A 25,324-nucleotide genomic window follows, 5' to 3' on the forward strand; every position below is an offset into this window, starting at 1 on the left:
GGGCCGATCAGCAGAAGTCTTCCATCAAGGAGCGACCGCGCGCCGCGGGTCGCGACGAGCGCGTCGGCTTGGGCTCTTCCGGGATGATCGTGATGGTCCACGCCGCCGGAACGCTCGACTTGCTTTCCACGATCGATCGAACGTGGCCGGTGACCGCCGATCCGGCCGAATGCACGGTTGCAGGCCTGCCATTGAACTGGGCGATACGGAGACGCCGCACTTCTTTCTGATCGCTCGTTTCAAACGTGAACATGAGGGCACTCCCTTGGTCCACGCAACTATCCTCAGTCAACGTTATCCGGAGGTGAAAATCTCAAACCGTAGAAGTACGGCTAGCCGCGCGTCTGCGGTGCGCAGCGCGCTTTCCGGGATGATGTCAGCCGGCTGCGTCGGGAAACACCGCTTCCATCTTGGTCTTCAGCGTTGCGGCGTTGAACGGCTTGACGATGTAATTGTTGACGCCGGCCTTCTTCGCGGCGATCACGTTTTCGGTCTTGGATTCAGCGGTGATCATGATGAAGGGCGTCTTGGAGAATTCCGGGCTGGCGCGGACTTCCCTGAGCAGGTCGTAGCCGGTCATCGGCTCCATGTTCCAGTCGGAGATCACGAGGCCGTATCGCTTGGTCTGCATCTTGGCAAGCGCAGCCGATCCATCGCTGGCCTCGTCGACATTCTCGAATCCGAGCTGCTTGAGAAGATTGCGGATGATGCGGATCATGGTGCTGTAGTCATCGACCACCAGGATCGGCATCGACAGATCAAAAGCCATGTTCGTACTCCGCGCAAACAATAAGCCGCCGAACCCAGGTGAATGCGCGTTGCACGCGAAAGAGTCTCGAACCCGCACCCGTCAGCACCGTGACAACTATCAGGGCTCGTTGAACAGCGCGTTAATCGCCCGCGGGACCCGGAACGCCGCAGGAGCCGCGATTGGCCGTAGTAATACGGTGAGGTAGGTCTACCTGCGTCATAACTTCTCAACCCCTCATCCTGAGGAGCCCGCGAGAAGCGGGCGTCTCGAAGGATGTAGGCCACAGACGGGGCCTCATGGTTCGAGACGCGCTTCGCGCTCCTCACCATGAGGGTTTATGACGGGGACCGTCGCAATCTTCGCGCGCAACGGCGATGCAATGCGTATCGCAGATCGGGCTTGCGACCGTGGTCGACCGCAGGAAGCGACTACGCAGCCGCGCTGTGGATGCGCGGATGCAGCAGCCTCGTGTACTGCGCCTTGACCGTCGCGTAGCATTCGCAGGACGTCTTGATCAGGCCGTCCACGTTGGTGATTTCGATATGCCCGCGGCTGTAGTGGATGAAATCCGCCTGCTGCAGCGTATGGGCCACCAGCGAAACGCTGTTGCGTCGCGCGCCGATCATCTGGGCCATCGCTTCCTGGGTCAGGACCAGCTTGTCGCTGCCGGAGAGGTCGCGTGTATGCAACAGGCATCGCGCCAGCCGGGATTCCACCGTATGCGAGGCATTGCAGCCGGCGGTCTGCTGTATCTGCGCATAGACGGCGAGGCCATGCCGCGTCAGTGCGGTACGCAGCGTTGCGCTCTGGTCGGCGGCAGCACGAAGCTGGTCGAGATCGATCGTCGAGGCCGCGCCCGGCACCAGCACCACGGCGGTATTCAACGCCACGGGGTCGCCGAGGGCAGCGAATGCACCGAAGATGCTGTCGCGGCCGATCATCGCGATCTGGACGTGCTCGCCGCGCGCGAGCTTCACGACCAGCGAGATGACGCCCTTGTGCGGAAGATACGCACGCTTGAGCGTTTCGTCGACTTCGACCAGCACCATTTCCTGGCTGAGATCGGCGGCGCGCAGATGCGGGCGGATCAGTTCGAAATCGTCCGCGGTCAGCGAGGACAAGAATCCATTCGGAGAACGAGGGGCTGAATCCAAAGCAGTCTCCTGCCTTACGGCCAAGCCGGTCTCTGGCGTCTGCTGCGTACAGTCCGAACTGCAGGATGATCCTCGCACATTATATTGGCAAGAAAAACTGGCAAACGTGGATTGATGGCGCTTCGGCTCGGTTAAGTGGGCTTTAACCGCTCCGACGCTTTGCGATGTAAGCACAGCGATGCGAAGTCGCCGCCGGCAATAGCTGCGAACTTCTTTCGAAGTAGCGACCGCGGCGACTTGCCGTGGGGCAGGCTAGCTACAAATTCCCCATCCACCGAATCAGCCCAGGTTGTGGAACCGGCCTTATACACTGTAGAGGGCAGACAGAGCGGCCTGTTTACGGCGGAAAATGCTGTAGCGCACTGATTCGCAAGAAAAATTGCCCGCACGATCAGCCGAGCGGTTCCTTTTGTGGAACTTCCTGGCCGTGTGGACGGAGTGCGTCCTACGCGCGTCGCCCTGCGATTGCGACTGAGGAATGATTGGACTGAAAGTTCGCTATCCGCTTCCGGGGGGCTGACATGACACGCGTTCTCATCGTCGATGACGATTCCATGGTCTGCACGGCCATCGAGGTCTATCTCGAACGTCACGGCTTTGAGGTGACGGTAGCCAATGGCGGCGAAGCCGGGCTCCGTGCGCTGGAAGACTCCGGCTTCGACCTGATGCTCGTCGATATCTTCATGCCGCACATGCGCGGCTTCGAATCGATCAGGATTTTTCACGAGCGTGCCCCGACGATTCCCCTGATTGCGATGTCGGGATACGCCTTTGCCAATCTCGACTCGCCGGCGCCGGATTTCTTGCGCATGGCGCTCGAGCTCGGTGCCACGCGCTGCCTACGCAAGCCGTTCACGCCGGGCGCGCTCCTGGCGGTCGTCAACGAATGTCTTGCCGAAGCCCGCTCCCGTTTCAGCGGCGTCGCCCAGTCGAACTAGCGCGTGATGATTTTTGGTTCGATCAAGTTCGCCGCACACGCGCTTCACCTCTCCCGCTTGCGGGGGAGGTCGGCGCGAAGCGCCGGGTGGGGGCTCTCCCCACTCGGTCAGTGTCGCCCGCGGAGACACCCCCACCCCAACCCTCCCCCGCAAGCGGGAGAGGGAGCGCGCCTTCTTCGTGGTCGCGATCAAATCTAATTTCATCATGCTTTAGCGGCTGGCGAATTTCTCTCCGCAGCAATCGCCGGAATTTTTGCGAGCCGCGGTCACGGCCACTTAACCGTACTTTTACGGTTTGCTGCTTAGGTCAGCTTTAACCATCGGCACTCCAGTGTCCAATTGCTGCAAATCAGAGCCGTCAAGTTGAGGCATTGTTAAATCTCGCTCTGTATTGCTGGCATGGCCAAAGAAATGGCTTCGAAACCAGAAGGAAATAGACATGTCAGGCATTGTCCTCTCCGCGTCGGTTCGCCAGAACCTCCTCTCCCTCCAGTCGACCGCTGATCTGCTCGCCACCACGCAGAACCGCCTTGCCACCGGCAAGAAGGTCAACACGGCCCTCGACAACCCCACGAACTTCTTCACCGCGCAGTCGCTCGATTCGCGCGCTTCCGACATCAACAACCTCTTGGACGGCATCGGCAACGGCGTGCAGGTGCTGCAGGAGGCCAACAACGGCATCACCTCGCTGCAGAAGCTGGTCGACACCGCGAAGTCGATCGCCAACCAGGCGCTGCAGAGCGCGGTCGGCTACTCCACCAAGTCGAACGTCTCCACGACGATCGCCGGCGCCACCGCCACCGACCTGCGCGGCACCACGACCTACACCAGCGCAACCGCGTCCTCCAACGTGCTGTTCGACGGTGCGGCCGGCGGCACACAAGCGGCCACTTCGGCAGACAAGCTGGGCGGCACGCTCGCCACGTATACGGGGACTGCGATCAGCGGGACGACCACCGCAGCCCACCTTCTGAACGGCGCGACTGCGCAAGACGCCCAAGCTGGCGTTGTGGCAGGCGACACGCTTACCGTCGATGGCAAGACGATTACCTTTGCTTCGGGTGACGTTCCCGCCACAGCACCGACGGGATTTACCCAGGTTGGTGCCGCCGGCATCACCACCGGCAACGTCTATTCCGACGCGAACGGCAACTCGATCGTCTATCTGGGATCTGCCACGGAGGCGGCGATCGGCGACGTACTGACCGCGATTGACATCGCAAGTGGCGTGCAGAGGAACGTTGCTGGCACGTTGACGCTGAATGCCACCCAGACCGCTTCGAGCGTCAACGGTACCGGCCAATTGGTGCTCAGGAGCTCGACGGGCGCCGATCTCAGCGTGACGGGCAAGTCAGACATCCTGAATGCGCTGGGTCTGACCACCGCTACCGGCTCCGGCAATACCACCATCACGGCGGCCCGCACGACCAGCTCCAACAGCCTCGGTACTCTGGTTCAGGATGGCTCCACCCTGAACGTGAATGGCAAGATCATCACGTTCAAGAACGGCGGTACGCCTGGCACGGCAGAAGTTGCGAGCGGATCGGGCGTGACTGGCAACGTCGTGACCGATGGTAGCGGTAACTCGACCGTCTATCTCAACGAGGCTAGCCTCGCCGACGTGCTGACTGCGATCGATCTCGCCACCGGCGTGCAGACGGCATCCAACGCTGGCGGCACCGCGACCCTGAGCACGGCGTCTGGTCAGACCAACTCCTCGCTCGTCGCCGGTTCGTTGAACATCTCGACCGGCTCCAACGCCGATCTGTCGATCATCGGCACGGGCAATGCCCTGTCGGCGCTCGGCCTCACCGGCAACACCGGCACGGGGACCAACTTCACCGCCAGCCGCACTGCCGCGCCCGGCAGCATCTCCGGCAAGACCTTGACCTTCACCTCCTTTAATGGCGGTACGGCGGTCAACGTCACCTTCGGTGATGGCACGAACGGCACGGTTAAGACGCTTGACCAGCTCAATGCACAGTTGCTGGCCAATAACCTGAGCGCGACGGTCGACTCGACTGGCAAGCTGACGATCTCCACCACCAACGACTATGCTTCGTCGACCCTCGGCTCGGCGACGGCGGGCGGTGCGATCGGCGGCACGCTGACTTCTACGGTCAGCTTCACGACCGCGACGGCTCCGGTGGTCGACGCTTCGGCGCAGAGCGTCCGCAGCGGTCTGGTCAATCAGTTCAACGGCGTCCTGGCCCAGATCACCAGCACCGCACAGGACTCGTCGTTCAACGGCGTCAACCTGCTCGGCGGCGATCAGCTCAAGCTGACGTTCAACGAAACCGGCAAGTCGACCCTGAGCATCACCGGCGTCAACTTTGATGCCGCCGGTCTCGGTCTGGCGAACCTGACCAGCGGCACCGACTTTATCGACAACTCGGCGACCAACAGGGTGATCTCCAGCCTGAGCAGCGCTTCGACCCTGCTGCGCTCCCAGGCTTCTGCCTTGGGTTCGAACCTGTCGATCGTGCAGATCCGTCAGGACTTCTCGAAGAACCTGATCAACGTGCTGCAGACCGGCTCGTCGAACCTGACGCTGGCCGACACCAACGAGGAAGCGGCGAACAGCCAGGCGCTGTCGACCCGCCAGTCGATCGCGGTGTCCGCGCTGGCGCTGGCCAACCAGAGCCAGCAGAGCGTGCTGCAGCTCCTGCGCTAAGCGGGACGGCAACGTCAACGATCAAGGCGGCGGGGGAAACCCCGCCGCCATTTTCGTTTCAAAATCCCTGAAGAGGCTATGGCGGTATATCCGCCGCTGATTTGCACGAGCGATGTTTCGCAAACGTCGTGAGCCGCTGCATTCAAGCGCGTCGTCGACCGCGTTTCGATCGCCTTCGCATCACCGCAACGCGCGGCTCACGAAATTATTCACCATATCCGTATTAGCACGGACGGTGAAATTAATTAGCCGTGAAATCCGAAGCGTTATTTCTGGAGAAGACCAGTATCTGAATCTTTGGAAGGCGCGCTCATATGGATGATCTGTTGCGGGAGTTCCTGACGGAGACCAGCGAGAGCCTGGATACGGTCGACAATCAGTTGGTGCGGTTCGAGCAGGATCCGAGCGACGCGAAGATCCTGGATAACATCTTCCGCCTGGTCCACACCATCAAGGGCACCTGCGGCTTCCTGGGGCTGCCGCGGCTGGAAGCACTCGCCCATGCCGGCGAGACCTTGATGGGCAAGTTCCGCGACGGCATGCCGGTCAAGGCCGAAGCCGTGACGCTGATCCTGTCGAGCATCGACCGCATCAAGGAAATCCTCGCAGGCCTGGAAGCCACCGAGACCGAGCCCGAGGGCACCGACGAAGACCTGATCGAGAAGCTGCATGCGATGGCCGAAGGTGGTCACCATGCGGCGGAAGCGCAGCCTGAACCCGCGCCCGCGCCCCCGCCCGTCGTGGCGGCGCCGCCGGTTGCGCCCGCGATGACCAAGGGCACACTGGTCGAACAGGTGCTGGAGCGTCCGTTGCGTCCGGGCGAGGTCTCGCTCGACGACCTCGAGCGCGCCTTCCGCGAGACCGAGACCGAAGCCGCGCCGGCACCCGTTGCCAAGGCTGCGCCGGCGCCGGAAGCCAAGGAAGTAAAGGCAAAACCGGCCAAGCGCGCCGCCGCCGTCGAGGTCGACGGCGAGGTCGCCGACAAGATCGCCAACCAGTCGATCCGCGTCAACGTCGACACCCTCGAACATTTGATGACCATGGTCTCCGAGCTGGTGCTGACCCGCAACCAGCTCCTGGAAATCTCGCGCCGCAACGAGGACACCGAGTTCAAGGTGCCGCTGCAGCGGCTCTCCAACGTCACCGCCGAGCTGCAGGAAGGCGTCATGAAGACGCGGATGCAGCCGATCGGCAATGCCTGGCAGAAGCTGCCGCGCATCGTGCGCGACCTCTCGGGCGAACTCGGCAAGCAAATTGAATTGGAAATGCACGGCGCCGACACCGAGCTCGACCGCCAGGTGCTCGATCTGATCAAGGATCCGTTGACGCACATGGTGCGCAACTCCGCCGACCACGGCCTGGAGACCCCGGCCGAGCGGCTCGCGGCCGGCAAGGGCGAGCAGGGCACGATCCGGCTGTCGGCCTATCACGAGGGCGGCCATATCATCATCTGCATTGCGGATAACGGCCGCGGGCTGAACACCGAGCGGATCAAGGCGAAAGCGCTGCAGAACGGCCTCGTCACCGAGGCTGAACTGGAGAAGATGACCGAAGCCCAGATCCACAAGTTCATCTTCGCGCCGGGCTTCTCCACCGCCGCCACCGTCACCTCGGTGTCCGGCCGCGGCGTCGGCATGGACGTGGTGCGCACCAATATCGACCAGATCGGCGGCACCATCGACATCAAGAGCGTGGCCGGCGAAGGTTCTTCCGTCACCATCAAGATCCCGCTGACCTTGGCGATCGTCTCGGCCCTGATCGTGGAAGCCGCCGGCGACCGCTTTGCGATCCCGCAATTGTCTGTGGTCGAACTGGTGCGCGCCCGCGCCAACTCCGAGCACCGCATCGAGCGCATCAAGGACACCGCGGTCTTAAGGTTGCGCAACAAGCTGTTGCCGCTGATGCACCTGAAGAAGCTGCTGAAGATCGACGACGGCTCGTCCTCAGACCCCGAGAACGGCTTCATCGTGGTCACCCAGGTCGGCAGCCAGACCTTCGGCATCGTGGTCGACGGCGTGTTCCACACCGAAGAAATCGTGGTCAAGCCGATGTCGACCAAGCTGCGGCACATCGACATGTTCTCCGGCAACACCATTTTGGGCGATGGCGCCGTGATCATGATCATCGACCCCAATGGCATTGCCAAGGCGCTCGGCGCCTCCGGCGCCTCGGCCCATGAGATGGCCGACGATGCGTCGGCAGCGCATGCGATGTCCGGCGAACAGCTCACCTCGCTGCTCGTGTTCCGCGCCGGCTCAAGCCAGCCCAAGGCGGTGCCGCTCGGCCTCGTCACCCGGCTGGAAGAGATCGCCACCGACAAGATCGAGCTCTCTAACGGCCGCTACATGGTGCAGTACCGCGACCAGCTCATGCCGCTGGTGCAGATGGCCGGCGTCACTGTCCAGACCTCCGGCTCGCAGCCGATCCTGGTGTTCGCCGACGACGGCCGCTCGATGGGGCTCGTGGTCGACGAGATCATCGACATCGTCGAGGAGCGGCTGCACATCGAGGTCGCCGGCCAGCAGGACGGCATCCTGGGTTCCGCCGTGATCAAGGGCCAGGCCACCGAGGTGATCGACGTCGGCCACTTCCTGCCGATGGCGTTTGCCGACTGGTTCTCGCGCAAGGAGATGCGGGCCTCCTCGACCGCGCAATCGGTGCTCCTGGTCGATGACTCCGCCTTCTTCCGCAACATGCTGGCGCCGGTCTTGAAAGCCGCCGGCTACAAGGTGCGGGTCGCCGTCAACGCGCAGGAGGGGCTCTCGGCGCTGCGCTCGGGCCAGACCTTCGACGTGGTGCTGACCGACATCGAGATGCCCGACATGAACGGCTTCGAATTCGCCGAGACGATCCGCGCCGACAACAATCTGGGCCAGTTGCCGATCATCGCGCTGTCCTCGCTGGTGTCGCCGGCGGCGATCGAGCGCGGGCGGCAGGCCGGCTTCCACGATTACGTCGCCAAGTTCGATCGCCCCGGCCTGATCGCGGCGCTGAAGGAACAGACCGCCGACACCCGGCGCGCGGCTTAAGGAAGCAAGACCATGACAACCAAGACCGAGACCATCGAGGGCACCGTGGCCGAATACGTCACCGCCGTGATCGGCGGCCAATTGTTCGGCCTGCCGATCTCGCGGGTGCAGGACGTGTTCATGCCGGAACGGCTGACCCGGGTGCCGCTGTCCTCCGCCGAGATCGCCGGCGTGCTCAATCTGCGCGGCCGCATCGTCACCGTGGTCGACATGCGCGCCCGGCTCGGCCTGCCGAAGAACGACGACGGCAAGCCGCCGATGGCGGTCGGCGTCGACCTCAGGGGCGAGTCCTACGGCCTGCTGATCGACCAGATCGGCGAGGTGCTGCGGCTACCCGACAATGGCCGCGAGGAAAACCCCGTCAACCTCGACCCCCGCTTCGCCAAGCTCGCCGGCGGCGTGCACCGCCTCGACGGCCAGCTCATGGTCGTCCTCGACGTCGATCGCGTTCTCGAAATCATACCGAAAACAACCCTCGCGGCGTAGCACCGCTCGTCAAGCAAGGACGCCAATAATGAAAACCTGTCTTGTCGTCGATGACTCCAGCGTCGTGCGAAAGAGCGCGCGCCGCATCCTCGAGGAAATGGATTTCCGGATTATCGAAGCCGAGGACGGCGAGCAGGCGCTTGAGGCCTGCAAGAGTGCCATGCCCACGGCAGTTCTGCTCGACTGGAATATGCCTGTCATGGACGGCTACGAATTCCTCGGCCATCTGCGCCGCCTGCCTGGCGGCGACGCGCCCAAGGTGGTGTTCTGCACCACCGAGAACGGCATGGACCATATCGCGCGTGCGCTGCATGCCGGTGCCGACGAATACATCATGAAGCCGTTCGACAAGGACATCGTCGCGGCAAAATTCCAGGAAGTCGGCCTGGTCGCGCTTACGGAACAGAGCCCGATCTAAATCTTATCGCTTGCCCCTGAGAGGCTCCCGTGACCCCGCCAGACTATGAGTATCTGCGTAAGCTCCTGAAGGATCATTCCGGTCTCGACTTGTCCGCAGACAAGCAATACCTGATCGAAAGCCGCCTGCTTCCGCTGTCGCGCAAGTGCGGTGTGCCCGGCATCGGCGAACTCGTGCAGAAAATGAAGGGCGGATCGTCATCGATCATCGCCCAGGTGGTCGAGGCCATGACCACCAACGAGACCTTCTTCTTCCGCGACAAGGTGCCGTTCGAACACTTCCGCGATACGATCGTGCCGGAGCTGTTGAAGGCGCGTGCCGGCCGCAGGAGCATCAGGATATGGTGTGCCGCCGGCTCGACCGGCCAGGAGCCGTATTCGCTTGCGATGTCGCTGAAGGAAATGGGCGCGGTGCTTGCCGGCTGGCGGATCGAGATCGTCGCGACCGACCTGTCGCAGGAAGTGCTCGAAAAATCGAAGTCGGGCGTCTATAGCCAGTTCGAGGTCCAGCGCGGCCTTCCGATTCAGCTTCTCGTCAAATACTTCAAGCAGAACGGCGAACTGTGGCAGATCAGCCCGGAGCTGCGCGGCATGGTGCAGCATCGCCAGCTTAATCTGCTGCACGATTTCTCCCAGCTCGGCACCTTCGACGTCATCTTCTGTCGGAATGTCCTGATCTATTTCGATCAGGAGACCAAGATCAATATCTTTGGCCGCCTCGCCAAGGCAATGGAAGGCGATGGCTTCCTGGTGCTGGGGGCGGCGGAAACGGTCGTCGGTCTGACTGATGTCTTCAAGCCGTTCCCGGACAAGCGCGGCCTCTATCGGCCGAGCGGTGCGCGTGCCGCATCTCCGCAGGTCGCAGCGGCAATGCCAAAAATAGCGGCAATGGCGGGACGGTGAGCGATGACAGAGGACGGCAAGGGCACGGAGCGGGTTACGTTCAGCAGGGGCTATGACGTCTGCATCATGGCGATCGACGGGACCTGGCGCAGGGACTGCCAGCTCAACGCGATCTCGGACACCGACGCCGAACTGACGGTGGAAGGCTCCATTCAAGGCCTCAATCTCAAGGAGTTCTTCCTGCTGCTGTCCTCGACCGGCCTCGCCTATCGCCGGTGCGAGCTCGTTCGTGTCAACGGCACGGAAATGGACATCCGCTTCCTGAGAGGCAAGCACGGCAAGAAAAAGTCAGGCGCGTCGTCAAAGGCCGAAGAGGCAATGCACTGAGGCCGATCGCGGGCCAGGTGGAGTTCTTTCGGCGTAGCAAAGGACTTGGCCGGCTCAACGGGCGCGGATGGCGCTCTCGCGCGCGGTGGAAAGACCCGCTACCAGATGCCGGTAATGCGCGATCGGCTCCGGCCGGCCAATCAGATAGCCCTGAACCTGACAGCCTTCCCGCGCAAGGAAAGTCCGTTGCTCTTCGGTCTCGACGCCCTCCGCGATGACCGGCAGCGCGAGCGTGCGCCCCAGTCTCACGATGGACTGGATGATGGCGCCGGCCTGAAAACTGTCGCCGATCCTGGAAACGAAGGTCTGGTCGATCTTGATCTTGTCGAAGGGAAAGTCCTGCAGGTAGGACAGCGATGAATAGCCGGTGCCGAAATCGTCCATCGCGATGCGCACGCCAAAGCCCTTGATTCGACGCAGGATGGAGAGGGCGCGGTCGAAATCCCAAAACAGCACGCCCTCGGTGATTTCGACTTCAAGGCGTTGTGGATCGAGACCGGTTTCGAGCAAGGTCGCAAGAATCATCGCCGGCACGTCGCTGCGCCGGAAGTCGACCGTCGACAGGTTGACCGCGATCGTCAGCGGCCGTCGCCAGGATGCGGCTTCCCGGCAGGCTTCGCGCAGCACCCATTCATCGATCGGGCCGATCGCGCCGGTCTCTTCCGCCAGCGGAATGAACAGCCCCGGCGGCACCAGGCCGCGCAGGGGGTGCCGCCAGCGCAGCAACGCTTCGAAACCGAAGACCCTTCCATTGGGCAGCGCCTGTGGCTGGTAATACAATTCCAGTTCGTTCTTCGCCAGTGCTGCGCGGATGTCGTTCTGCAGCGCGCGCTTTTCGCGCATCTGGCGGCCCATCTCAGGTTCGAAAAAGCGTGTGCCGCCGCGCTGGTCGGCCTTGGCACGATAAAGCGCTGTCTCGGCATTGGCGACCAGGGTATCCGCATCGGCGCCGTCGCGGGGATAGATGCTGGCCCCGATCGTGAGGCTGCCCTCAATCGTTTGGCCTTCGATACAAACCGGCTGGTCGAGGGCGGTGCCGAGTTGGGCGCAGAGATCTCGCGCCGTCGCCGGTTGCGGGCCGTCGGGCGAGACGACAATGAATTCGTCAGCCCCGAGCCGCGCCAGGAACGATCCGTTGCAGGCCGACGTCAGCCTGTGGCCTATTTCCACCAGAAACTTGTCGCCGGTCGAATGGCCGTAGACGTCGTTGATCTCTCTGAACTGATCGATGTCGATGCACAGCACGGCAAACGAGGCATTGCCGCCCGCGCCGCGCCAAGCACTTGCGATGCGCTCGTTGAACGCCGCCCGGTTCGGCAGGCCGGTGAGCTGGTCGTGAAATGCCAGACGCGCGATCCTTGCCTCGTTCTGCGCGCGCTCGGTAATATCCTCGTGGGTCGAAACCCAACAGCCGTTCTGCGTCGGCCGGTACGAAACATTGACGATACGGCCGTCGTCGAGCTCGGCGACGAGGTTATCGGGGTTGCGCGTGGTCATCGCTGTCAGCAGTTTCGATCCGTATTGTCCGACGTCGCGATAGCAGGTGCCTGCCGCCTTGCGCGCCTCGAGCATTTCGTCGGTCGTGCATCCGACGCGCAGGCGGTCGGGCGCCAGTCTGTACATTTTGACGTAGCGATCGTTCCATAGCAGCAGGCGATTGTCCGGCCCGAACATGCAGAGGCCATGGCTCATATTGTTCAGCGCCGCGTCGAGCTTCTCCATCGTGGTGGCGGTGTCCAGGTCCGGCGGCGCGGGCGTGGCATGCCGGATGCCGGGCAGCGAACGCAGCAGGTGGCTAACAGCGCGAGAAAGTCCCGGAGAAAATTTGCGGCGAGGGAACATCGTACGCTCCAGCAGGACGGCGCCGTGTCGGCCTTACGCGACTACGAGCGAAAGCGCCGGCAGGTTGGCGGCGTAAGGATCATCATTGCCGGAATCCAGCAGGGAGCGCAGGGCAATGCCAAGATTGACATCGCAGGCATGCATCGCGGTCGCGGACTTTGTGTAGCGGGGAGATGCGTCGTCAAGCACGATGACGTTGATGGAACTCTCGGGAGCGCCGGGCGAAACTTCCCAGGCAATCATTTGTTCAATCAGTCGCAGGCTGTTCTGGACGTGTTCGATCAAGTTGATGAGGTCTGAAACCACGTGGGGCGCCTGTACGACGCTGTCGCCTGCTGCGTTTTGCATACGAGCACTCCTTAGTTACTTTATTAGGTGTGCGTTGCTACTTGTGCGTTAAGCCGTGGTCCCGTACAAATACGGTTCGGTATGAAGTGAATACCGTTATCCGAGTGTGCGTCACATTCAACCACGCATGGACGATGGAACATGGCTGAAAAAGCCCCCTCCCGCGGGGAGATTTTCGTAGTCGATGACGACCCTGCCGTTCGCGACACGCTTTCGATGGTGCTGTCGGCAGCCGGCTATCAGGTCATTTGTTTCGCCGACGGCGCCGCGCTGCTGGCGATTGCACGAACACGGACGCCAGCCTGCATCCTGCTCGACGTGCATATCCCCGGTAAGTCCGGCCTCGATATTCTGAAAGAGCTTCATGGTGAGGATTACCCTGCACCGATCTTCATGGTCTCGGGGCAGGGCGATATCGCCATGGCGGTCAGCGCCATCAAGAACGGCGCGCTGGACTTCATCGAAAAGCCGTTTCGCGGCAGCGAAATCGTGGCAAGACTCGATGAGGCAATCGAGGCCTATGCTCGCCGGCAGGCGCAAAGTACGTCGTCGCGCATCGCGGCCCTGCATTTTCCGGGACGGGAACCGCTCACGCGACGGGAACGCGAGGTGCTGGAGCAGTTCACCGCCGGCGCCTCCAACAAGGAAGCGGGGCGGCATCTCGGGATCAGCCCGCGCACGATTGAGGACCACCGCGCCAATATCATGAAGAAACTCGGCGCGCGGAATGCCGCCGACCTGGTTCGCATCGTGATGACCACCCAGCGACAGGGCCAGATCTGATCCAAGGCTGATCAAGGGTGATCAAGGCTGATCGCAGGCAGGCCGGATCCGGCGCAGCCTTGCGCTGGATGCAGGCGCCGCCGTTGCGATCAATCGGCGAGCGCTTTGCGGATCATGATCGCCATATCCGATTTCCGATAGGGCTTGGCGAGCAGCAATACGCCTTCGTCGAGTCGCCCGTGATGAATGATGGCATTCTCGGTATAGCCCGAGGTGAACAGAACCCTTAATCCGGGCCTGGCCTTTGCTATCTCGTCGGCGAGCTGGCGGCCATTCATGCCGGGCATGATCACGTCGGTGAACAGCAGATCAAACGGACGGCCGGTATGGACCAACGCGAGGGCTTCAGTGGCGTTCGCCGCATCCAGCGTGACGTAACCGAGTGAATGCAGTTGCGCCAGCACATAGTCGCGTACCAGCTTGTCGTCCTCCACCACCAGAATTGTTTCATGGCCGCCCTCGACAGCCGGCGCCAGTGTAGCCTCGGCCGCCGGCAATGCGCCCGTGGCCGGCGGCAGATACATCTTGATCGTCGTGCCATGGCCTTCTTCGCTGTAGATCATGATGTGGCCGGCCGATTGTTTGATGAAGCCGTACACCATGCTCAGCCCGAGGCCGGTACCTTTGCCGGGTCCCTTCGAGGTGAAGAACGGATTGAATACTTTGTCGAGTATTGCAGCCGGAATGCCGGTTCCGGTATCGCTTACCGCAATCATGGCGTAGCGACCGGACCGGACGTCGCTGTGCATCCTCGCATAATTGTCGTCGAGCATGACGAAGCCGGTTTCGATGATGAGCTTGCCGCCATCGGGCATCGCGTCGCGGGCGTTAAGCGCCAGATTGAGGATCGCGGTGGCGAGCTGATTGGGGTCGACGATCGCGGGGCACGTTTCGTCTTCGAATACGGATTCGATCTCGACATGCTCGCCGAGCGTCCGCTGCAGCAGTTTCGCCGTATCGATGATCAGCGTGTTGACATCGGTTATCTTCGGCTCCAGCGGCTGCTTACGCGCGAAGGCGAGCAGGTGCTGGGTGAGGTCGGCGCCGCGTGAGGCTGCCTCGTCGATCATTCGCGTGATGGCGGCAAGCTGCGGTTCGCCCTTGACGGCGTCGGCCAGAATTTCGATCGTTCCGGTGATCACCGTCAGGATATTGTTGAAGTCGTGCGCGATGCCGCCGGTGAGCTGCCCCATCGCCTCCATCTTCTCGGCCTGCCGGATCCTGTCCTCGGCCGCGATCTGGTCGGTGAGATCGCGCATGAAGCCGTTGAACACGAATCCATGGCGCCGCCGAAGCGCGGTAATGCTGAGCTCGACCTTGATTTCCTCTCCATCTCGCCGCATCGCCTCGATTTCGAAGCGGCGGCCGAGAATGGCGGCCTCGCCGGTGCGCAGAAACCGCTCCAGGCCGGCCTTGTGCGCGGCGCGATGGACGTCGGGAACGATCAGCTCGCTCAGCTTGGTGCCGATCGCTTCCGCGCGCGACCAGCCGAATATCTTCTCCGCCTGCGAGTTCCAGTCGGTGACGATGCCCTGATCGTCCATCTGCACGAAGGCATCGAGCGCGGTGTCGATGATGCCGCGCGCGAGCTGTTCGCTTTCGCGCAACGTCTCTTGCGCCAACCGGCCCTCGGTCATGTCACGGCCGACGAAGAAGAAGCGCTTGACCGGCTCGGACCATGTCCCGAGCCATGACAACCACACCTCCCGGCCGTCCTTGTGAATGCAGCGCGTATCAGACATCTTCGGGCGCAGCCCGCGTCGTGCCGCACGCATTTCCTGGCGCGAGGTCTCGAGATGATCGGGGTGGATGAAATCCTCGCCGCTGCGGCCGATCATTTCTTCCGGCCGATAACCCAATATGGCCTCGCAGCTCGGGCTGATCTGAACCAGGAATCCCCGGGAATCCATCACCATGATCAGATCCTGCGAGGTCTCGAAGATGCGGCGAAGCTCTTCGGTCTGTTGCCGCAGCACCTGCCTCGTCTTGTTGGCTTCGGTGATGTCGCGTGCCACCTTCGAGATGCCGATGGTCGCGCCTGAGGGGGCCTTGATCGGGGAGACGCTGAGCGAGATTTCAATCCGGCTGCCATCTTTTTTCAGGCGGACGGTTTCATGTTGCTCGATGCGTTCGCCGGAGTCGATCCGGCGCAACGTGTCATGCACCTCGGGCAGCCGGTCCATCGGAACGACAAGGGTAATGCTCTTGCCCACAGTTTCCGCAGCCGTGTACCCGTACAGCCGCTCCGCGGCCGAATTCCAGCCGGTGATCGTGCCATTGAGCGACGTCGTGACGATGGCGTCACTGGAGGATTCGACCGCTGCGCTGAACAGCCGTTCCCGTTCCGCGTGATGATCGCGCGCAGCTACGGTGCGGCGATGCTCCTCGACCTCCTGTTGGAGCGCTGCGGTTTTTGCATTGATCTCCTCGATCGCGTACGCAAAGGCGCGCGCGAGCACGCCGGTCTCGCCGCGCGCATCGACCGGGATGGCTGCCTTCCCTTTGGCCACGCCCTGAACGGCTTCGGTCAGACGGACGATCGGTCGGGCCAGCGACCTCGCAATCAGCAGCGCCAGCACTGCCGCGCACAACACCGCGATCGCCCCGACCAGAAACGAGGTATTTCGGATGCTCGCAGCCGGCGCCATGATCACGGCGTTCGGGGTGGTCTCGATGATCCCAACCCATTCGGAACCGGCCAGGACGGCGGGAGCAAACGCGATCCCGTTGGACCGCCCAGCTTGGTCCGCAACGATTTCGGCGCTGCCTTGCTTTGCCCCGGCCTGCGACGCCAGATGCGGGAAGTCAGCTTTCCAGTCGTTGGGTTTGCCGAGCAACGCGCCGAATTCGCGCGACGGGTCGGGGTGAATGAGATAGTCGCCCTGCCGGTTGACGACGTAGATCGTCTCGCCCGGCCACGCCGATGCTCTGATACGGTCGAACGCGCGCCGCATGTCGACATTGATCATGAAAATGCCGAACGGCTTGCCGTCGGTCGTGAAAATCGGCGTCGCGACGCGAAGTGTCGGCCGGTGCACCTCTTCGATCAGGCCGTTGAAGCGGCCGAGATCGAGCGGCGAGACGTAAAGCTGTTTAGGACCGAGCCGGGTCGTTTCCTGGAAATAGCCGCGATCGCCTCGCTTCTGCAGGCCCGCTTCAGGGACGATCCGAACCGTGCCGTTCGGTCCATTGCGGTCGACGCGGACCAGCTCGCGGCCGTCGTCGTCGAGGCCGATAATCCGAAACATCGCGTATGTCGGCTTGGCTTCGAGTTCCGCCGCGAAACGTGACGCTATCCGGTCGCGCCAGATCTTTTCGGAGACGCCATCGACAGGATCGATGCCGCCCGCCTGGCGGGCACGGACCAGCCCGTGCAGCGCCACCGCCGAGCGAAAGCCTGCAACATCTCCGGTCGCGCTCGCTGCGTAATATTCCAGATCGGTCGCGAGCTGCCGTGAATGCGTCTCGATGCGGTCGCGGGCGCGCTGCAGGAGCGCCTGTTCCAGGTTGTGATAGCTCAGCCATCCGACCGCGGTAACCGCGAGCGCGACCAACGCAATCATCGCGATGGCTAGCCTGGTTGTGAGCGTCATGTCGGTGTTCGCTCGCCCTCGCGCTCCGGTCCGGCAATCCACCGGACGAATCGGATGCTATGGTGCATTACGGGGAGCACGCAACACCGCGGGGCGTGGCGGCGAGCCACGTTCGGCGGCTTCCAGGCAGCCCGTGACGGCAGCCAGAAGGTCGGCCGGCCGGAACGGCTTCTGCAGACTGGAAATCGCTCCGAGCTTGGTCGCCATGGTCAGAAAGTCGGGCGCCGAGTCCGCTTCGGACGAGATCGGCCGGCCGGAGATGACGATAATCGGCATGTACGGCCGCTGCTGACGAACCATCCGCATGGTTTCAAATCCGTCCATTCCAGGCATAAAAATGTCGAGGAACAGCAAATCGAAATCTCCGCTCTGGCACAATGCCAAGCCCTTTCGCCCGTCACCGGCGGTGACCACGCTATGCCCGGCGCGTTCCAGCAGCAGACGGATGGTCACCTGGACCGCCACATCGTCATCCACGACGAGTATCTTTGCCAAATTAAGAGGTTCTCCGGCCGCGCTGGAATCAAGTCACGGCAAGTTACGAGTCTTGCCGAATCCTCGTATTGCCGCAACTGCTTCCCCGGGCAGGACGTTCCGGTTGGGCGGTCAAAAGCCGGTAAGATGCCGGCATCCGCATGTTTCCGGGCAGACGAATCCGGAACCCCGCCTGCGAGCGTGATTCTCCCCGCGGCATGCGGTTTAGTTAGCCGAGATCAGTTGCTGAGATATTCCGGATAGCGCGAGCGGATTTGGTCGAGTTCGCTCAGTGTTCCCGACAAATGGGTACGCAGGTGCTTCTGCGCCTCTGCAGGTTGGCCGGCCTCGATCGCTTTTGCAATCAGCTTGTGATGCCGCAGGATATCCTGCGCCTTGCCGGGGGAGGGCAGATGCAGCCGGCGCAGCCGGTCGATATGTCCGCTGCGGCTGCGCACCAGCGACCAGATGTCCTGCTTGTCGGTGGCGGCGTAGAGCTGGGCATGGAACTCGTTGTCGGCGGCCATGAACTTTTCGAAGTCGCCGGCTTTCGCGAATTGCTGTTGGCGGACGATGGTCGCATGGAGCTCGGCCGCGAAGGCTTCGTCATGGCGCATTGCCAGCATGCGGACAATTTCGAGCTCGACCGCCTGCCGCAGGAAATGCGCCTGCTGCGCCAGCCGCACGTCAACCCGGCTGACTACCGTGGCATATTGCGGAAAGACGTCGACCAGCCCTTCCTCCTCGAGCCGCATCAGCGCATCGCGGATCGGTGTCGAACTCACCCCGAACTGTCCGGCCAGTGCAGCGCGCGATAGCGGCGATCCCGGCGGCAGCTCCAGCGAAATGATCATGCCGCGCAGGCGCTCGAACACCTGCGGCGCGGCCTGACGATCGCGATCGAGCCGATCGGCGGAGCGCGGCACGGTCCGGCGGGAAACGATCTGGGATGCAGCCATCGAACGAATCGGCCTCAGAAGGCGCTTGCTTCAAATGCACTAATGCATTAGTGCATTTCCGTCGAAGCGTCAATGAAACGCCGGAGGAGATGCACAATGAGAAACAGAATGTGGAGCGCCTGCGCGGGCGCCGTCGCGGCCCTTGCCATGGTGCTGCCGGGCTCCCAGGCCGCGGCCCAGCAGAAGACGGAGATTTCGCTGTCGCGGCAGCCGGGCATTTTCTACATGCCCTCGCACATCATGGAAAAACACAAGCTGATCGAGAAGCACGCTGCCTCGCTCGGCGTGCCCGGCGTCACCACCAAGTGGATCAACCTAAGCGGCGGCGGCGCACAGACCGATGCGCTCTTGGCTGGCAGCGTCGACATACTCAACACCGGGACCGGCAATCTCTTATTGCTGTGGGATCGCACCCGTGGCGGCGTCAAGGGCATCGTCGCCACCTCGGCGCAGCCGATGACGCTGATCAGCCGCGATCCGAATATCAAGTCGATCAAGGATTTTGGCCCGAACGACAAGATCGCCGTGCCGACGGTGAAGGTCTCGACGCAGGCGATCGTGCTGCAGATCGCGGCAAGCGAAACCTTCGGCGCCGACCAGTGGTCGAAGCTCGATGCCAGCACGGTACAGCTCGGCCATCCCGACGCCTATGTGGCGATGACCAATGCCCAGCACGAGGTCCGCAATCATTTTGCGATCCCGCCGTTCACGTTCCTCGAAATGAAGAACGTGCCCGGCGCGCATGTGGTGTTGTCGTCGCCCGACGTGATGGGCGGGCCGCTCAGCCAGGCGCAGTTCTTCACGACGACCAAGTTCGCCGACGCCAATCCGAAGATCGTGCAAGCCGTGCGCGATGCCACCAAGGAAGCGCAGGATTTGATCCGCAGCGACACCAAGGCCGCGGTTGAGATCTACAAGGAAGTCACCGGCGACAAGACCAGCGTCGAGGACTTGCTGGCGTGGCTGAAGGAGCCCGGCATGATGGAATGGAACCTGCAGCCGCAGGGCACCATGAAGTTCGCCACCCATCTGCACAAGGTCGGCACGCTGAAGACCATGCCCAAGGCGTGGACCGATTATTACCTGCCGGTTGCGCACGACCTGAAGGGCAATTGATCGACATGGCCGCGCTTCTCGACGTCAGTGACGTAACACTGCGCTACAAGACCTCGAGCGCGGTCGTGACCGCGACCGAGCGGGTCAGCTTCACGGTCGATCGTTCCGATCGCTTCGTGCTGCTCGGCCCCTCCGGTTGCGGCAAGTCGACGCTGTTGAAAGCCGTCGGCGGCTACATGAAGCCGAGCGAGGGCAAGATGCGGATCTCGGGTCGGGAAATATCCGAGCCCGGCGCCGACCGCATGATGATCTTCCAGGAGTTCGACCAGCTTCTGCCGTGGAAGACCGTGCTCGAAAACGTGATGTTTCCGCTGCTGATGACGCGGAAACTGCCGCGCAAGGAAGCGGAGACGCGCGCGCGGGCCTATATCGAAAAAGTCAGCCTCACCCGCGTCGTCGATGCCTATCCGCACACGCTGTCCGGCGGCATGAAGCAGCGCGTCGCGATCGCGCGCGGCATGGCGATGGAGCCGGACATTTTGCTGATGGACGAGCCGTTCGCAGCGCTTGATGCGCTGACGCGGCGCACCTGCCAGGACGAACTGCTGCAGCTCTGGGCGGAGACCAAGTTCACCGTGCTGTTCGTGACGCATTCGATCGCGGAGGCGATCAAGATCGGCAATCGCATCCTGCTGCTGTCGCCGCATCCCGGCCGGGTCAAGGCCGAGGTGATCGACGTCGACAAGGTTTCCGGCGAGGACGGCAGCGCGGCGCGATTGGAAAAGCAGATCCATGATCTCTTGTTCGCCGATCATGCAACGGCACATTGAGGGGAGCGCGATGGGTGAGGCAAAAATCCTGCTGCGCGATGCCGCCGAACTGACGGCGGCGGTGCCGGCCGAGGTCGAGCGCAAGCTGACGGTGCTGGAGCTGTTGTGGAACGACGGTTTTGTGCGCAAGGCCGTGATCATCATCTTCCTCGCCGCGGCCTGGGAGACCTACGGCACTATCCTCAACAATCCGCTGCTGTTCCCGACCTTCCACGACACCATCGTCACCATGTTCGACAAGGTGCGCGACGGCACCATTCCCTTGCGCGCCTGGGCGTCGCTAAAGGTGCTGTTCATGGGCTATGCCGCCGGCATTGCGCTCGCCGCCATCTTTACCATCCTGGCGATCTCGACCCGGATCGGCACGGATTTCCTCGAAACCATCACGGCGATGTTCAATCCCTTGCCGGCAATCGCGCTGCTGCCGTTGGCGCTGATCTGGTTCGGGCTGGGCAACGGCAGTCTCGTCTTCGTGCTGATCCATTCGGTGCTGTGGCCGGTTGCGCTCAACACCCATTCCGGCTTCAAGAGCGTCTCGAACACGCTGCGCATGGTCGGCCGCAATTACGGCCTGCGCGGATTGCCCTACGTGTTCCGCATCCTGATCCCCGCGGCCTTCGCCTCGATCCTGACGGGCCTGAAGATCGGCTGGGCGTTTGCCTGGCGAACGCTGATCGCCGCCGAACTGGTGTTCGGCGTGTCGTCGGGGCAGGGCGGCCTCGGCTGGTTCATCTTCGAGAATCGTAACTTGCTGGATATCCCCGCCGTGTTCGCCGGCTTGTTGACCGTGATCGTCATTGGCCTGATCGTGGAGAACCTGATCTTCCGTACGATCGAGCGCAACACCGTCCAGAAATGGGGTACGCAGTCATGAGCAACAAGAAGAACCCCGCTGATCTCCGCAGCGCGCGCTGGTTCGCGCCTGATGATCTCCGCGCCTTCGGCCACCGCTCGCGCGCCATGCAGATGGGCTACGCGCCGGAGGAATGGAAGGGCCGGCCCGTCATCGCGATCCTCAACACCTGGTCGGATGCGCAGCCCTGTCACATGCATTTCAAGAGCCGCGTCGACGACGTCAAGCGCGGCATCCTGATGGCGGGCGGTTTCCCGATGGAGCTGCCGGCGCTGTCGCTGTCGGAATCGTTTCTGAAGCCGACCACCATGCTCTACCGCAACATGTTGGCGATGGATGCCGAGGAACTGCTGCGCGGCCATCCGGTCGATGGCGTGGTGCTGATGGGTGGCTGCGACAAAACCACGCCCGGCCTGCTGCTCGGTGCTACCAGCATGAACCTGCCGACGATCTATCTGCCGGCCGGGCCGATGCTGCGCGGCAACTGGAAGGGCAAGACGCTGGGTTCGGGCTCGGACGCCTGGAAATACTGGGACGAGCGCCGCGCGGGGAAAATCTCCGACAAGGACTGGGTTGACGTCGAGGCCGGCATCGCCCGCAGCTACGGCACCTGCATGACCATGGGCACCGCGTCGACCATGACGGCGATTGCGGAATCGATCGGCATGACGCTGCCGGGCGCGTCCTCGATACCGGCCGCCGATGCTGGCCACATCCGTATGGCCTCCGAATGCGGCCGCCGCATCGTCGAGATGGTGTGGGAGGACCTGACGCCGGAGAAGGTCCAGACCCGAAAAGCCTTCGAGAACGCGATCACGGTCGCGATGGCGATGGGCTGCTCGACCAATGCGATCATCCATCTGATCGCGCAGGCGCGCCGCGCCGGCCAGGACATCGGGCTCGACGATTTCGAGAAAGCCAGCCGCCAGGTGCCCGTGATCGCCAATGTGCGCCCGAGCGGCGACAAATATCTGATGGAAGATTTCTTCTATGCCGGCGGCCTGCCGGGCCTGATGAGCCGCATCAAGCAGCATCTGCATCTCGACGTCATGACGGTCACTGGACAGACGCTCGGCGAGAACATCGCGCGCGCCGAAGTCTATAATGACGACGTTATCCGAACCGTGAAGGATCCGATCTACAAGGAGGGCGCGCTTGCGGTGCTCAAGGGCAATCTCGCGCCTGATGGCTGCGTGATCAAGCCGAGCGCCTGCGAGCCGCGCTTCCTCAAGCACACCGGGCCGGCGCTGGTGTTCGACGATTATCCTTCGCTGAAGAAGGCGATCGACGATCCCAATCTCGACGTCACGGCGGATCACGTGCTGATCCTGCGCAATGCCGGCCCGCAAGGAGGGCCGGGCATGCCAGAATGGGGCATGCTGCCGATCCCGACCAAACTGGTGAAGCAGGGCGTGCGCGACATGGTGCGGTTGTCAGATGCGCGCATGAGCGGCACCAGCTACGGCGCCTGCATCCTGCATGTGTCGCCGGAATCCTACATCGGCGGCCCGCTGGCGCTGGTGCGAACCGGCGACAAGATCACGCTCGACGTTAACGCCCGGACCATCAACCTCGATGTGCCGGAGGCCGAGCTCGCAATGCGTCGCGCCGAATGGAAGGCGCCGGAGCCGCGTTACGAGCGCGGCTATGGCTGGATGTTCACCCGCCACATCAAGCAGGCCAATGAAGGCTGCGACTTCGATTTTCTGGAAACCGGATTTGGAGCGCCGGTGAGTGAGCCGCCGATTTACTGACTGTCGTTCCGGGGCGCGCAGAGCGCGAACCCGGAACCTCGAGATTCCGGGTTCGATGCTGACGCATCACCCCGGAAGACAAACGAGAGGCCCGGTAAGCAACGCCGGTGTCAAACAAAAGCATTCTAGGGAGGGCGACCGATGACTTTTACACGACGTAACCTACTCGCCGCGGCCGGGGCCGCGGCAGCTTCGTCACTTCTGTCCCGCACCGCGCTCGCGCAATCGTTCCCGTTCACGCCGAACCAGCGCTATCCCGATCCCGCCGTGCAGATCCTCGATCCCAGCTTTGCAAAGTACCGGATCTACTCCTCGACCATTGAACAGGTCGCGACCGGCATGCGCTGGGCCGAAGGCCCGGCGTATTTTCCGGAAGGTGGCTATCTCTTGTTCTCCGACATCCCCAACAACCGCATCATGAAGTTCGACGAGAAGACCAACCAGACCTCGGTCTTCCGCACCAATGCCAACTACGCCCAACGGCAACGCCCGCGATCGTCAGGGCCGCCTCCTCACCTGCGAGCATTCGGTCACCCGTCGCGTCACCCGCACCGAGAAGGACGGCAAGATCACCGTGCTGGCCGACAAGTTCGAGGGCAAGCGGCTGAACGCGCCGAACGACATCGTGGTGAAGTCCGACGACACCATCTGGTTCACCGATCCCTTGTTCGGCATCAACGGCGAGTGGGAAGGCAAGAAGGAAAAGCCCGAGCAGGCGACTACCAACGTCTATCGCCTGACCAAGGACGGCAAGCTCACCGCCGTTATCACCGACATCTTCAATCCCAATGGCCTGGCGTTCTCGCCGGACGAGAAAAAACTCTATGTCGTGGAATGGAAGGGTACGCCAAACCGCAGCATCTGGAGCTTTGATGTCAACGATGATGGCACAGTGGGCAACAAGACCAAGCTGATCGACGCCGCGGATCAGGGCGCGCTCGACGGTTTTCGCGTCGACCGCGACGGCAATCTGTGGTGCGGCTGGGGCTCCAACGGCGCGCTGCAGCCCGAGCCGACGGAGGTCGGCGGCCGCCGGGTGTATCAGCTCAAAGGCAAGCCGGAGGATCTCGACGGCGTGATGGTGTTCAGCCCGGCCGGCAAGCCGCTCGCGCATATCCGCCTGCCCGAGCGCTGCGCCAATCTCAGCTTCGGCGGCCCGAAGAACAACCGCCTCTACATGACAAGCTGCCACTCGGTCTATGCGCTGTATGTGGAGTCGCACGGGGCGGTGTGAGGCATCTGTCGTTCCGGGGCGCGAAGCGAACTATGGTGCGCAATTGCGCACCTGAGAACCTCGAGATTCCGGGTTCGATGCTGACGCATCGCCCCGGAATGACGATCAACCGGGATAAATGACAATGACAAAACTGAGCGACGCCACCCGCAACAAACTCAAAACCGTCTCCACGGCCACTGTCGCCACCGCGCTGTTCAAGCGCGGCTTCCGCATCCAGATGATCCAGGATGTGCACCCCTTAGGGCCCGATCAACCGGTGTTGGTCGGCGAAGCCTTTACCTTGCGCTACATGCCGGCGCGCGAGGACCTCAACAAGATCGACGTGTTCCGCGACCGCAGCCACCCGCAGCGCAAGGCGATCGAGGATTGCCCGCCGGGCGCGGTGCTGGTGATGGACAGCCGCAAGGACGCCCGCGCCGCGTCCGCCGGCGCCATCCTGGTGACGCGGCTGATGCAGCGCGGCTGCGCCGGCGTCATCACCGATGGCGGCTTTCGCGACTCCGCGGAGATCGCAAAGCTCGGTTTCCCCGCCTATCACCACCGCCCGAGCGCGCCGACCAATCTCACGCTGCATCAGGCGATCGAGATCAACGTCCCGATCGGCTGCGGCGACGCGCCGGTGTTTCCCGGCGACGTTATTCTTGGCGATGCCGACGGGGTGATCGTGATCCCTGCGCATCTGGTCGACGAAATCGCCGACGAGGCGGTCGAGATGACCGCGTTCGAGGATTTCGTCACCGAGCAGGTCCAGAACGGCCGCAGTATCCTCGGCCTATATCCAGCGACCGACCCGCAGACGCTGACCGATTTCGCGGAGTGGCGAAAGAAGAACGGGCGGTGATTGCGTGCCCCGGACGCAGCGCAGCGCGAAGCGTTGCGCTGCAGAGCCGGGGCCCATCTATCCGGTCGGCATCAG

21 protein-coding genes and 1 pseudogene are annotated in these 25,324 nt (G+C 62.7%); 14 read left to right on the forward strand and 8 right to left on the reverse strand.

Going from position 1 to position 25,324, the window contains the following annotated elements; all coding sequences use genetic code 11:
• Positions 1-7: 7 nt before the first annotated feature.
• The 3 genes from V1292_RS09470 to V1292_RS09480 all read right to left on the reverse strand — a co-directional run bounded on the left by V1292_RS09470 (position 8) and on the right by V1292_RS09480 (position 1,905).
• On the reverse strand, positions 8-253 hold the full coding sequence (locus tag V1292_RS09470; RefSeq protein ID WP_334372043.1) for a hypothetical protein: 246 nt from the start codon (positions 251-253) through the stop codon (positions 8-10).
• A gap of 123 nt (positions 254-376) precedes the next feature.
• Positions 377-769, reverse strand: coding sequence for a response regulator (locus V1292_RS09475; protein WP_028348548.1), 393 nt, complete (start codon positions 767-769; stop codon positions 377-379).
• Positions 770-1,179: 410 nt separating this feature from the next.
• Entirely contained in the window at positions 1,180-1,905 is a 726-nt protein-coding gene (locus V1292_RS09480; protein ID WP_057842648.1) for a Crp/Fnr family transcriptional regulator, read from the reverse strand.
• A gap of 521 nt (positions 1,906-2,426) precedes the next feature.
• Between V1292_RS09480 and V1292_RS09485 the strand changes: the two genes are divergently transcribed.
• The 7 genes from V1292_RS09485 to V1292_RS09515 all read left to right on the forward strand — a co-directional run bounded on the left by V1292_RS09485 (position 2,427) and on the right by V1292_RS09515 (position 10,679).
• Positions 2,427-2,843 carry a response regulator gene (locus tag V1292_RS09485; RefSeq protein ID WP_334372045.1) on the forward strand — a complete coding sequence of 139 codons (417 nt, stop codon included), beginning with the start codon at positions 2,427-2,429 and terminating at the stop codon, positions 2,841-2,843.
• 439 nt (positions 2,844-3,282) lie between these two features.
• Positions 3,283-5,517 (forward strand): DUF1522 domain-containing protein, encoded by a 2,235-nt coding sequence (locus V1292_RS09490; protein WP_334372047.1) that lies wholly within the window; start codon positions 3,283-3,285, stop codon positions 5,515-5,517.
• 314 nt (positions 5,518-5,831) lie between these two features.
• Entirely contained in the window at positions 5,832-8,546 is a 2,715-nt protein-coding gene (locus V1292_RS09495) for a hybrid sensor histidine kinase/response regulator (RefSeq protein ID WP_334372049.1), read from the forward strand.
• Positions 8,547-8,558: 12 nt separating this feature from the next.
• Positions 8,559-9,032: a chemotaxis protein CheW gene (locus V1292_RS09500; RefSeq protein ID WP_334372052.1), complete on the forward strand. Its 474-nt coding sequence runs from the start codon at positions 8,559-8,561 to the stop codon at positions 9,030-9,032.
• 28 nt (positions 9,033-9,060) lie between these two features.
• Positions 9,061-9,450: a response regulator gene (locus V1292_RS09505; protein ID WP_334372054.1), complete on the forward strand. Its 390-nt coding sequence runs from the start codon at positions 9,061-9,063 to the stop codon at positions 9,448-9,450.
• 29 nt (positions 9,451-9,479) lie between these two features.
• On the forward strand, positions 9,480-10,352 hold the full coding sequence (locus tag V1292_RS09510) for a CheR family methyltransferase (protein WP_334372056.1): 873 nt from the start codon (positions 9,480-9,482) through the stop codon (positions 10,350-10,352).
• Between the two features lie 3 nt (positions 10,353-10,355).
• Entirely contained in the window at positions 10,356-10,679 is a 324-nt protein-coding gene (locus tag V1292_RS09515) for a PilZ domain-containing protein (protein ID WP_334372058.1), read from the forward strand.
• 54 nt (positions 10,680-10,733) lie between these two features.
• Here the strand turns inward: V1292_RS09515 and V1292_RS09520 are convergent, their stop codons facing one another.
• Together V1292_RS09520 and V1292_RS09525 are read right to left on the reverse strand one after the other, a co-directional pair.
• A complete protein-coding gene (locus V1292_RS09520) occupies positions 10,734-12,521 on the reverse strand; it encodes an EAL domain-containing protein (RefSeq protein ID WP_334372059.1) in 1,788 nt (595 codons plus the stop codon).
• Between the two features lie 33 nt (positions 12,522-12,554).
• Positions 12,555-12,869: a hypothetical protein gene (locus V1292_RS09525; RefSeq protein ID WP_334372060.1), complete on the reverse strand. Its 315-nt coding sequence runs from the start codon at positions 12,867-12,869 to the stop codon at positions 12,555-12,557.
• Positions 12,870-13,010: 141 nt separating this feature from the next.
• On the opposite strand from V1292_RS09525, the gene V1292_RS09530 reads away from it, so the two are divergent.
• Complete coding sequence (locus V1292_RS09530) at positions 13,011-13,652, forward strand: response regulator transcription factor (protein ID WP_057841383.1); 642 nt, start codon at positions 13,011-13,013, stop codon at positions 13,650-13,652.
• A gap of 89 nt (positions 13,653-13,741) precedes the next feature.
• Here V1292_RS09530 and V1292_RS09535 read toward each other — a convergent pair whose 3' ends face one another.
• The 3 genes from V1292_RS09535 to V1292_RS09545 all read right to left on the reverse strand — a co-directional run bounded on the left by V1292_RS09535 (position 13,742) and on the right by V1292_RS09545 (position 18,678).
• A complete protein-coding gene (locus V1292_RS09535) occupies positions 13,742-17,245 on the reverse strand; it encodes a PAS domain S-box protein (RefSeq protein WP_334372062.1) in 3,504 nt (1,167 codons plus the stop codon).
• A 57-nt stretch (positions 17,246-17,302) separates the two neighbouring features.
• Positions 17,303-17,740 (reverse strand): response regulator, encoded by a 438-nt coding sequence (locus V1292_RS09540; protein WP_334372064.1) that lies wholly within the window; start codon positions 17,738-17,740, stop codon positions 17,303-17,305.
• Between the two features lie 218 nt (positions 17,741-17,958).
• On the reverse strand, positions 17,959-18,678 hold the full coding sequence (locus tag V1292_RS09545) for a GntR family transcriptional regulator (protein ID WP_334372065.1): 720 nt from the start codon (positions 18,676-18,678) through the stop codon (positions 17,959-17,961).
• Positions 18,679-18,786: 108 nt separating this feature from the next.
• Here V1292_RS09545 and V1292_RS09550 point away from each other — a divergent pair, with 108 nt between their 5' ends.
• From V1292_RS09550 to V1292_RS09575, 6 genes and pseudogenes are all read left to right on the forward strand, one after another.
• Complete coding sequence (locus V1292_RS09550) at positions 18,787-19,794, forward strand: ABC transporter substrate-binding protein (RefSeq protein WP_442895605.1); 1,008 nt, start codon at positions 18,787-18,789, stop codon at positions 19,792-19,794.
• Positions 19,795-19,799: 5 nt separating this feature from the next.
• A complete protein-coding gene (locus tag V1292_RS09555) occupies positions 19,800-20,564 on the forward strand; it encodes an ABC transporter ATP-binding protein (protein WP_334372066.1) in 765 nt (254 codons plus the stop codon).
• A 10-nt stretch (positions 20,565-20,574) separates the two neighbouring features.
• Complete coding sequence (locus V1292_RS09560) at positions 20,575-21,438, forward strand: ABC transporter permease (RefSeq protein ID WP_334372068.1); 864 nt, start codon at positions 20,575-20,577, stop codon at positions 21,436-21,438.
• Positions 21,435-23,171, forward strand: a complete 1,737-nt coding sequence (gene araD, locus V1292_RS09565; protein WP_334372069.1) for an L-arabinonate dehydratase — start codon at positions 21,435-21,437, stop codon at positions 23,169-23,171. The genes V1292_RS09560 and araD overlap by 4 nt, the downstream gene beginning before the upstream one ends.
• 141 nt (positions 23,172-23,312) lie before the next feature.
• Positions 23,313-24,405 (forward strand): annotated as a pseudogene (locus V1292_RS09570) (SMP-30/gluconolactonase/LRE family protein).
• Between the two features lie 124 nt (positions 24,406-24,529).
• Positions 24,530-25,249 (forward strand): ribonuclease activity regulator RraA, encoded by a 720-nt coding sequence (locus V1292_RS09575; RefSeq protein WP_334372071.1) that lies wholly within the window; start codon positions 24,530-24,532, stop codon positions 25,247-25,249.
• Positions 25,250-25,324: the final 75 nt, after the last annotated feature.

The organism is Bradyrhizobium sp. AZCC 1719 (assembly GCF_036924525.1).
Classification (GTDB): Bacteria; Pseudomonadota; Alphaproteobacteria; order Rhizobiales; family Xanthobacteraceae; genus Bradyrhizobium.

Bases quoted from the DNA above. Each gene is read 5' to 3' on its own strand.
- V1292_RS09515 (WP_334372058.1), top strand. From the start codon at position 10,356: ATGACAGAGGACGGCAAGGGCACGGAGCGGGTTACGTTCAGCAGGGGC.
- V1292_RS09555 (WP_334372066.1), top strand. From the start codon at position 19,800: ATGGCCGCGCTTCTCGACGTCAGTGACGTAACACTGCGCTACAAGACC.
- V1292_RS09545 (WP_334372065.1), bottom strand. From the start codon at position 18,678: ATGGCTGCATCCCAGATCGTTTCCCGCCGGACCGTGCCGCGCTCCGCC.
- V1292_RS09475 (WP_028348548.1), bottom strand. From the start codon at position 769: ATGGCTTTTGATCTGTCGATGCCGATCCTGGTGGTCGATGACTACAGC.
- V1292_RS09560 (WP_334372068.1), top strand. From the start codon at position 20,575: ATGGGTGAGGCAAAAATCCTGCTGCGCGATGCCGCCGAACTGACGGCG.
- V1292_RS09525 (WP_334372060.1), bottom strand. From the start codon at position 12,869: ATGCAAAACGCAGCAGGCGACAGCGTCGTACAGGCGCCCCACGTGGTT.
- V1292_RS09535 (WP_334372062.1), bottom strand. From the start codon at position 17,245: ATGACGCTCACAACCAGGCTAGCCATCGCGATGATTGCGTTGGTCGCG.
- V1292_RS09505 (WP_334372054.1), top strand. From the start codon at position 9,061: ATGAAAACCTGTCTTGTCGTCGATGACTCCAGCGTCGTGCGAAAGAGC.
- V1292_RS09485 (WP_334372045.1), top strand. From the start codon at position 2,427: ATGACACGCGTTCTCATCGTCGATGACGATTCCATGGTCTGCACGGCC.
- V1292_RS09500 (WP_334372052.1), top strand. From the start codon at position 8,559: ATGACAACCAAGACCGAGACCATCGAGGGCACCGTGGCCGAATACGTC.
- V1292_RS09520 (WP_334372059.1), bottom strand. From the start codon at position 12,521: ATGTTCCCTCGCCGCAAATTTTCTCCGGGACTTTCTCGCGCTGTTAGC.
- V1292_RS09495 (WP_334372049.1), top strand. From the start codon at position 5,832: ATGGATGATCTGTTGCGGGAGTTCCTGACGGAGACCAGCGAGAGCCTG.
- V1292_RS09575 (WP_334372071.1), top strand. From the start codon at position 24,530: ATGACAAAACTGAGCGACGCCACCCGCAACAAACTCAAAACCGTCTCC.
- V1292_RS09530 (WP_057841383.1), top strand. From the start codon at position 13,011: ATGGCTGAAAAAGCCCCCTCCCGCGGGGAGATTTTCGTAGTCGATGAC.
- araD (WP_334372069.1), top strand. From the start codon at position 21,435: ATGAGCAACAAGAAGAACCCCGCTGATCTCCGCAGCGCGCGCTGGTTC.
- V1292_RS09490 (WP_334372047.1), top strand. From the start codon at position 3,283: ATGTCAGGCATTGTCCTCTCCGCGTCGGTTCGCCAGAACCTCCTCTCC.
- V1292_RS09470 (WP_334372043.1), bottom strand. From the start codon at position 253: ATGTTCACGTTTGAAACGAGCGATCAGAAAGAAGTGCGGCGTCTCCGT.
- V1292_RS09550 (WP_442895605.1), top strand. From the start codon at position 18,787: ATGTGGAGCGCCTGCGCGGGCGCCGTCGCGGCCCTTGCCATGGTGCTG.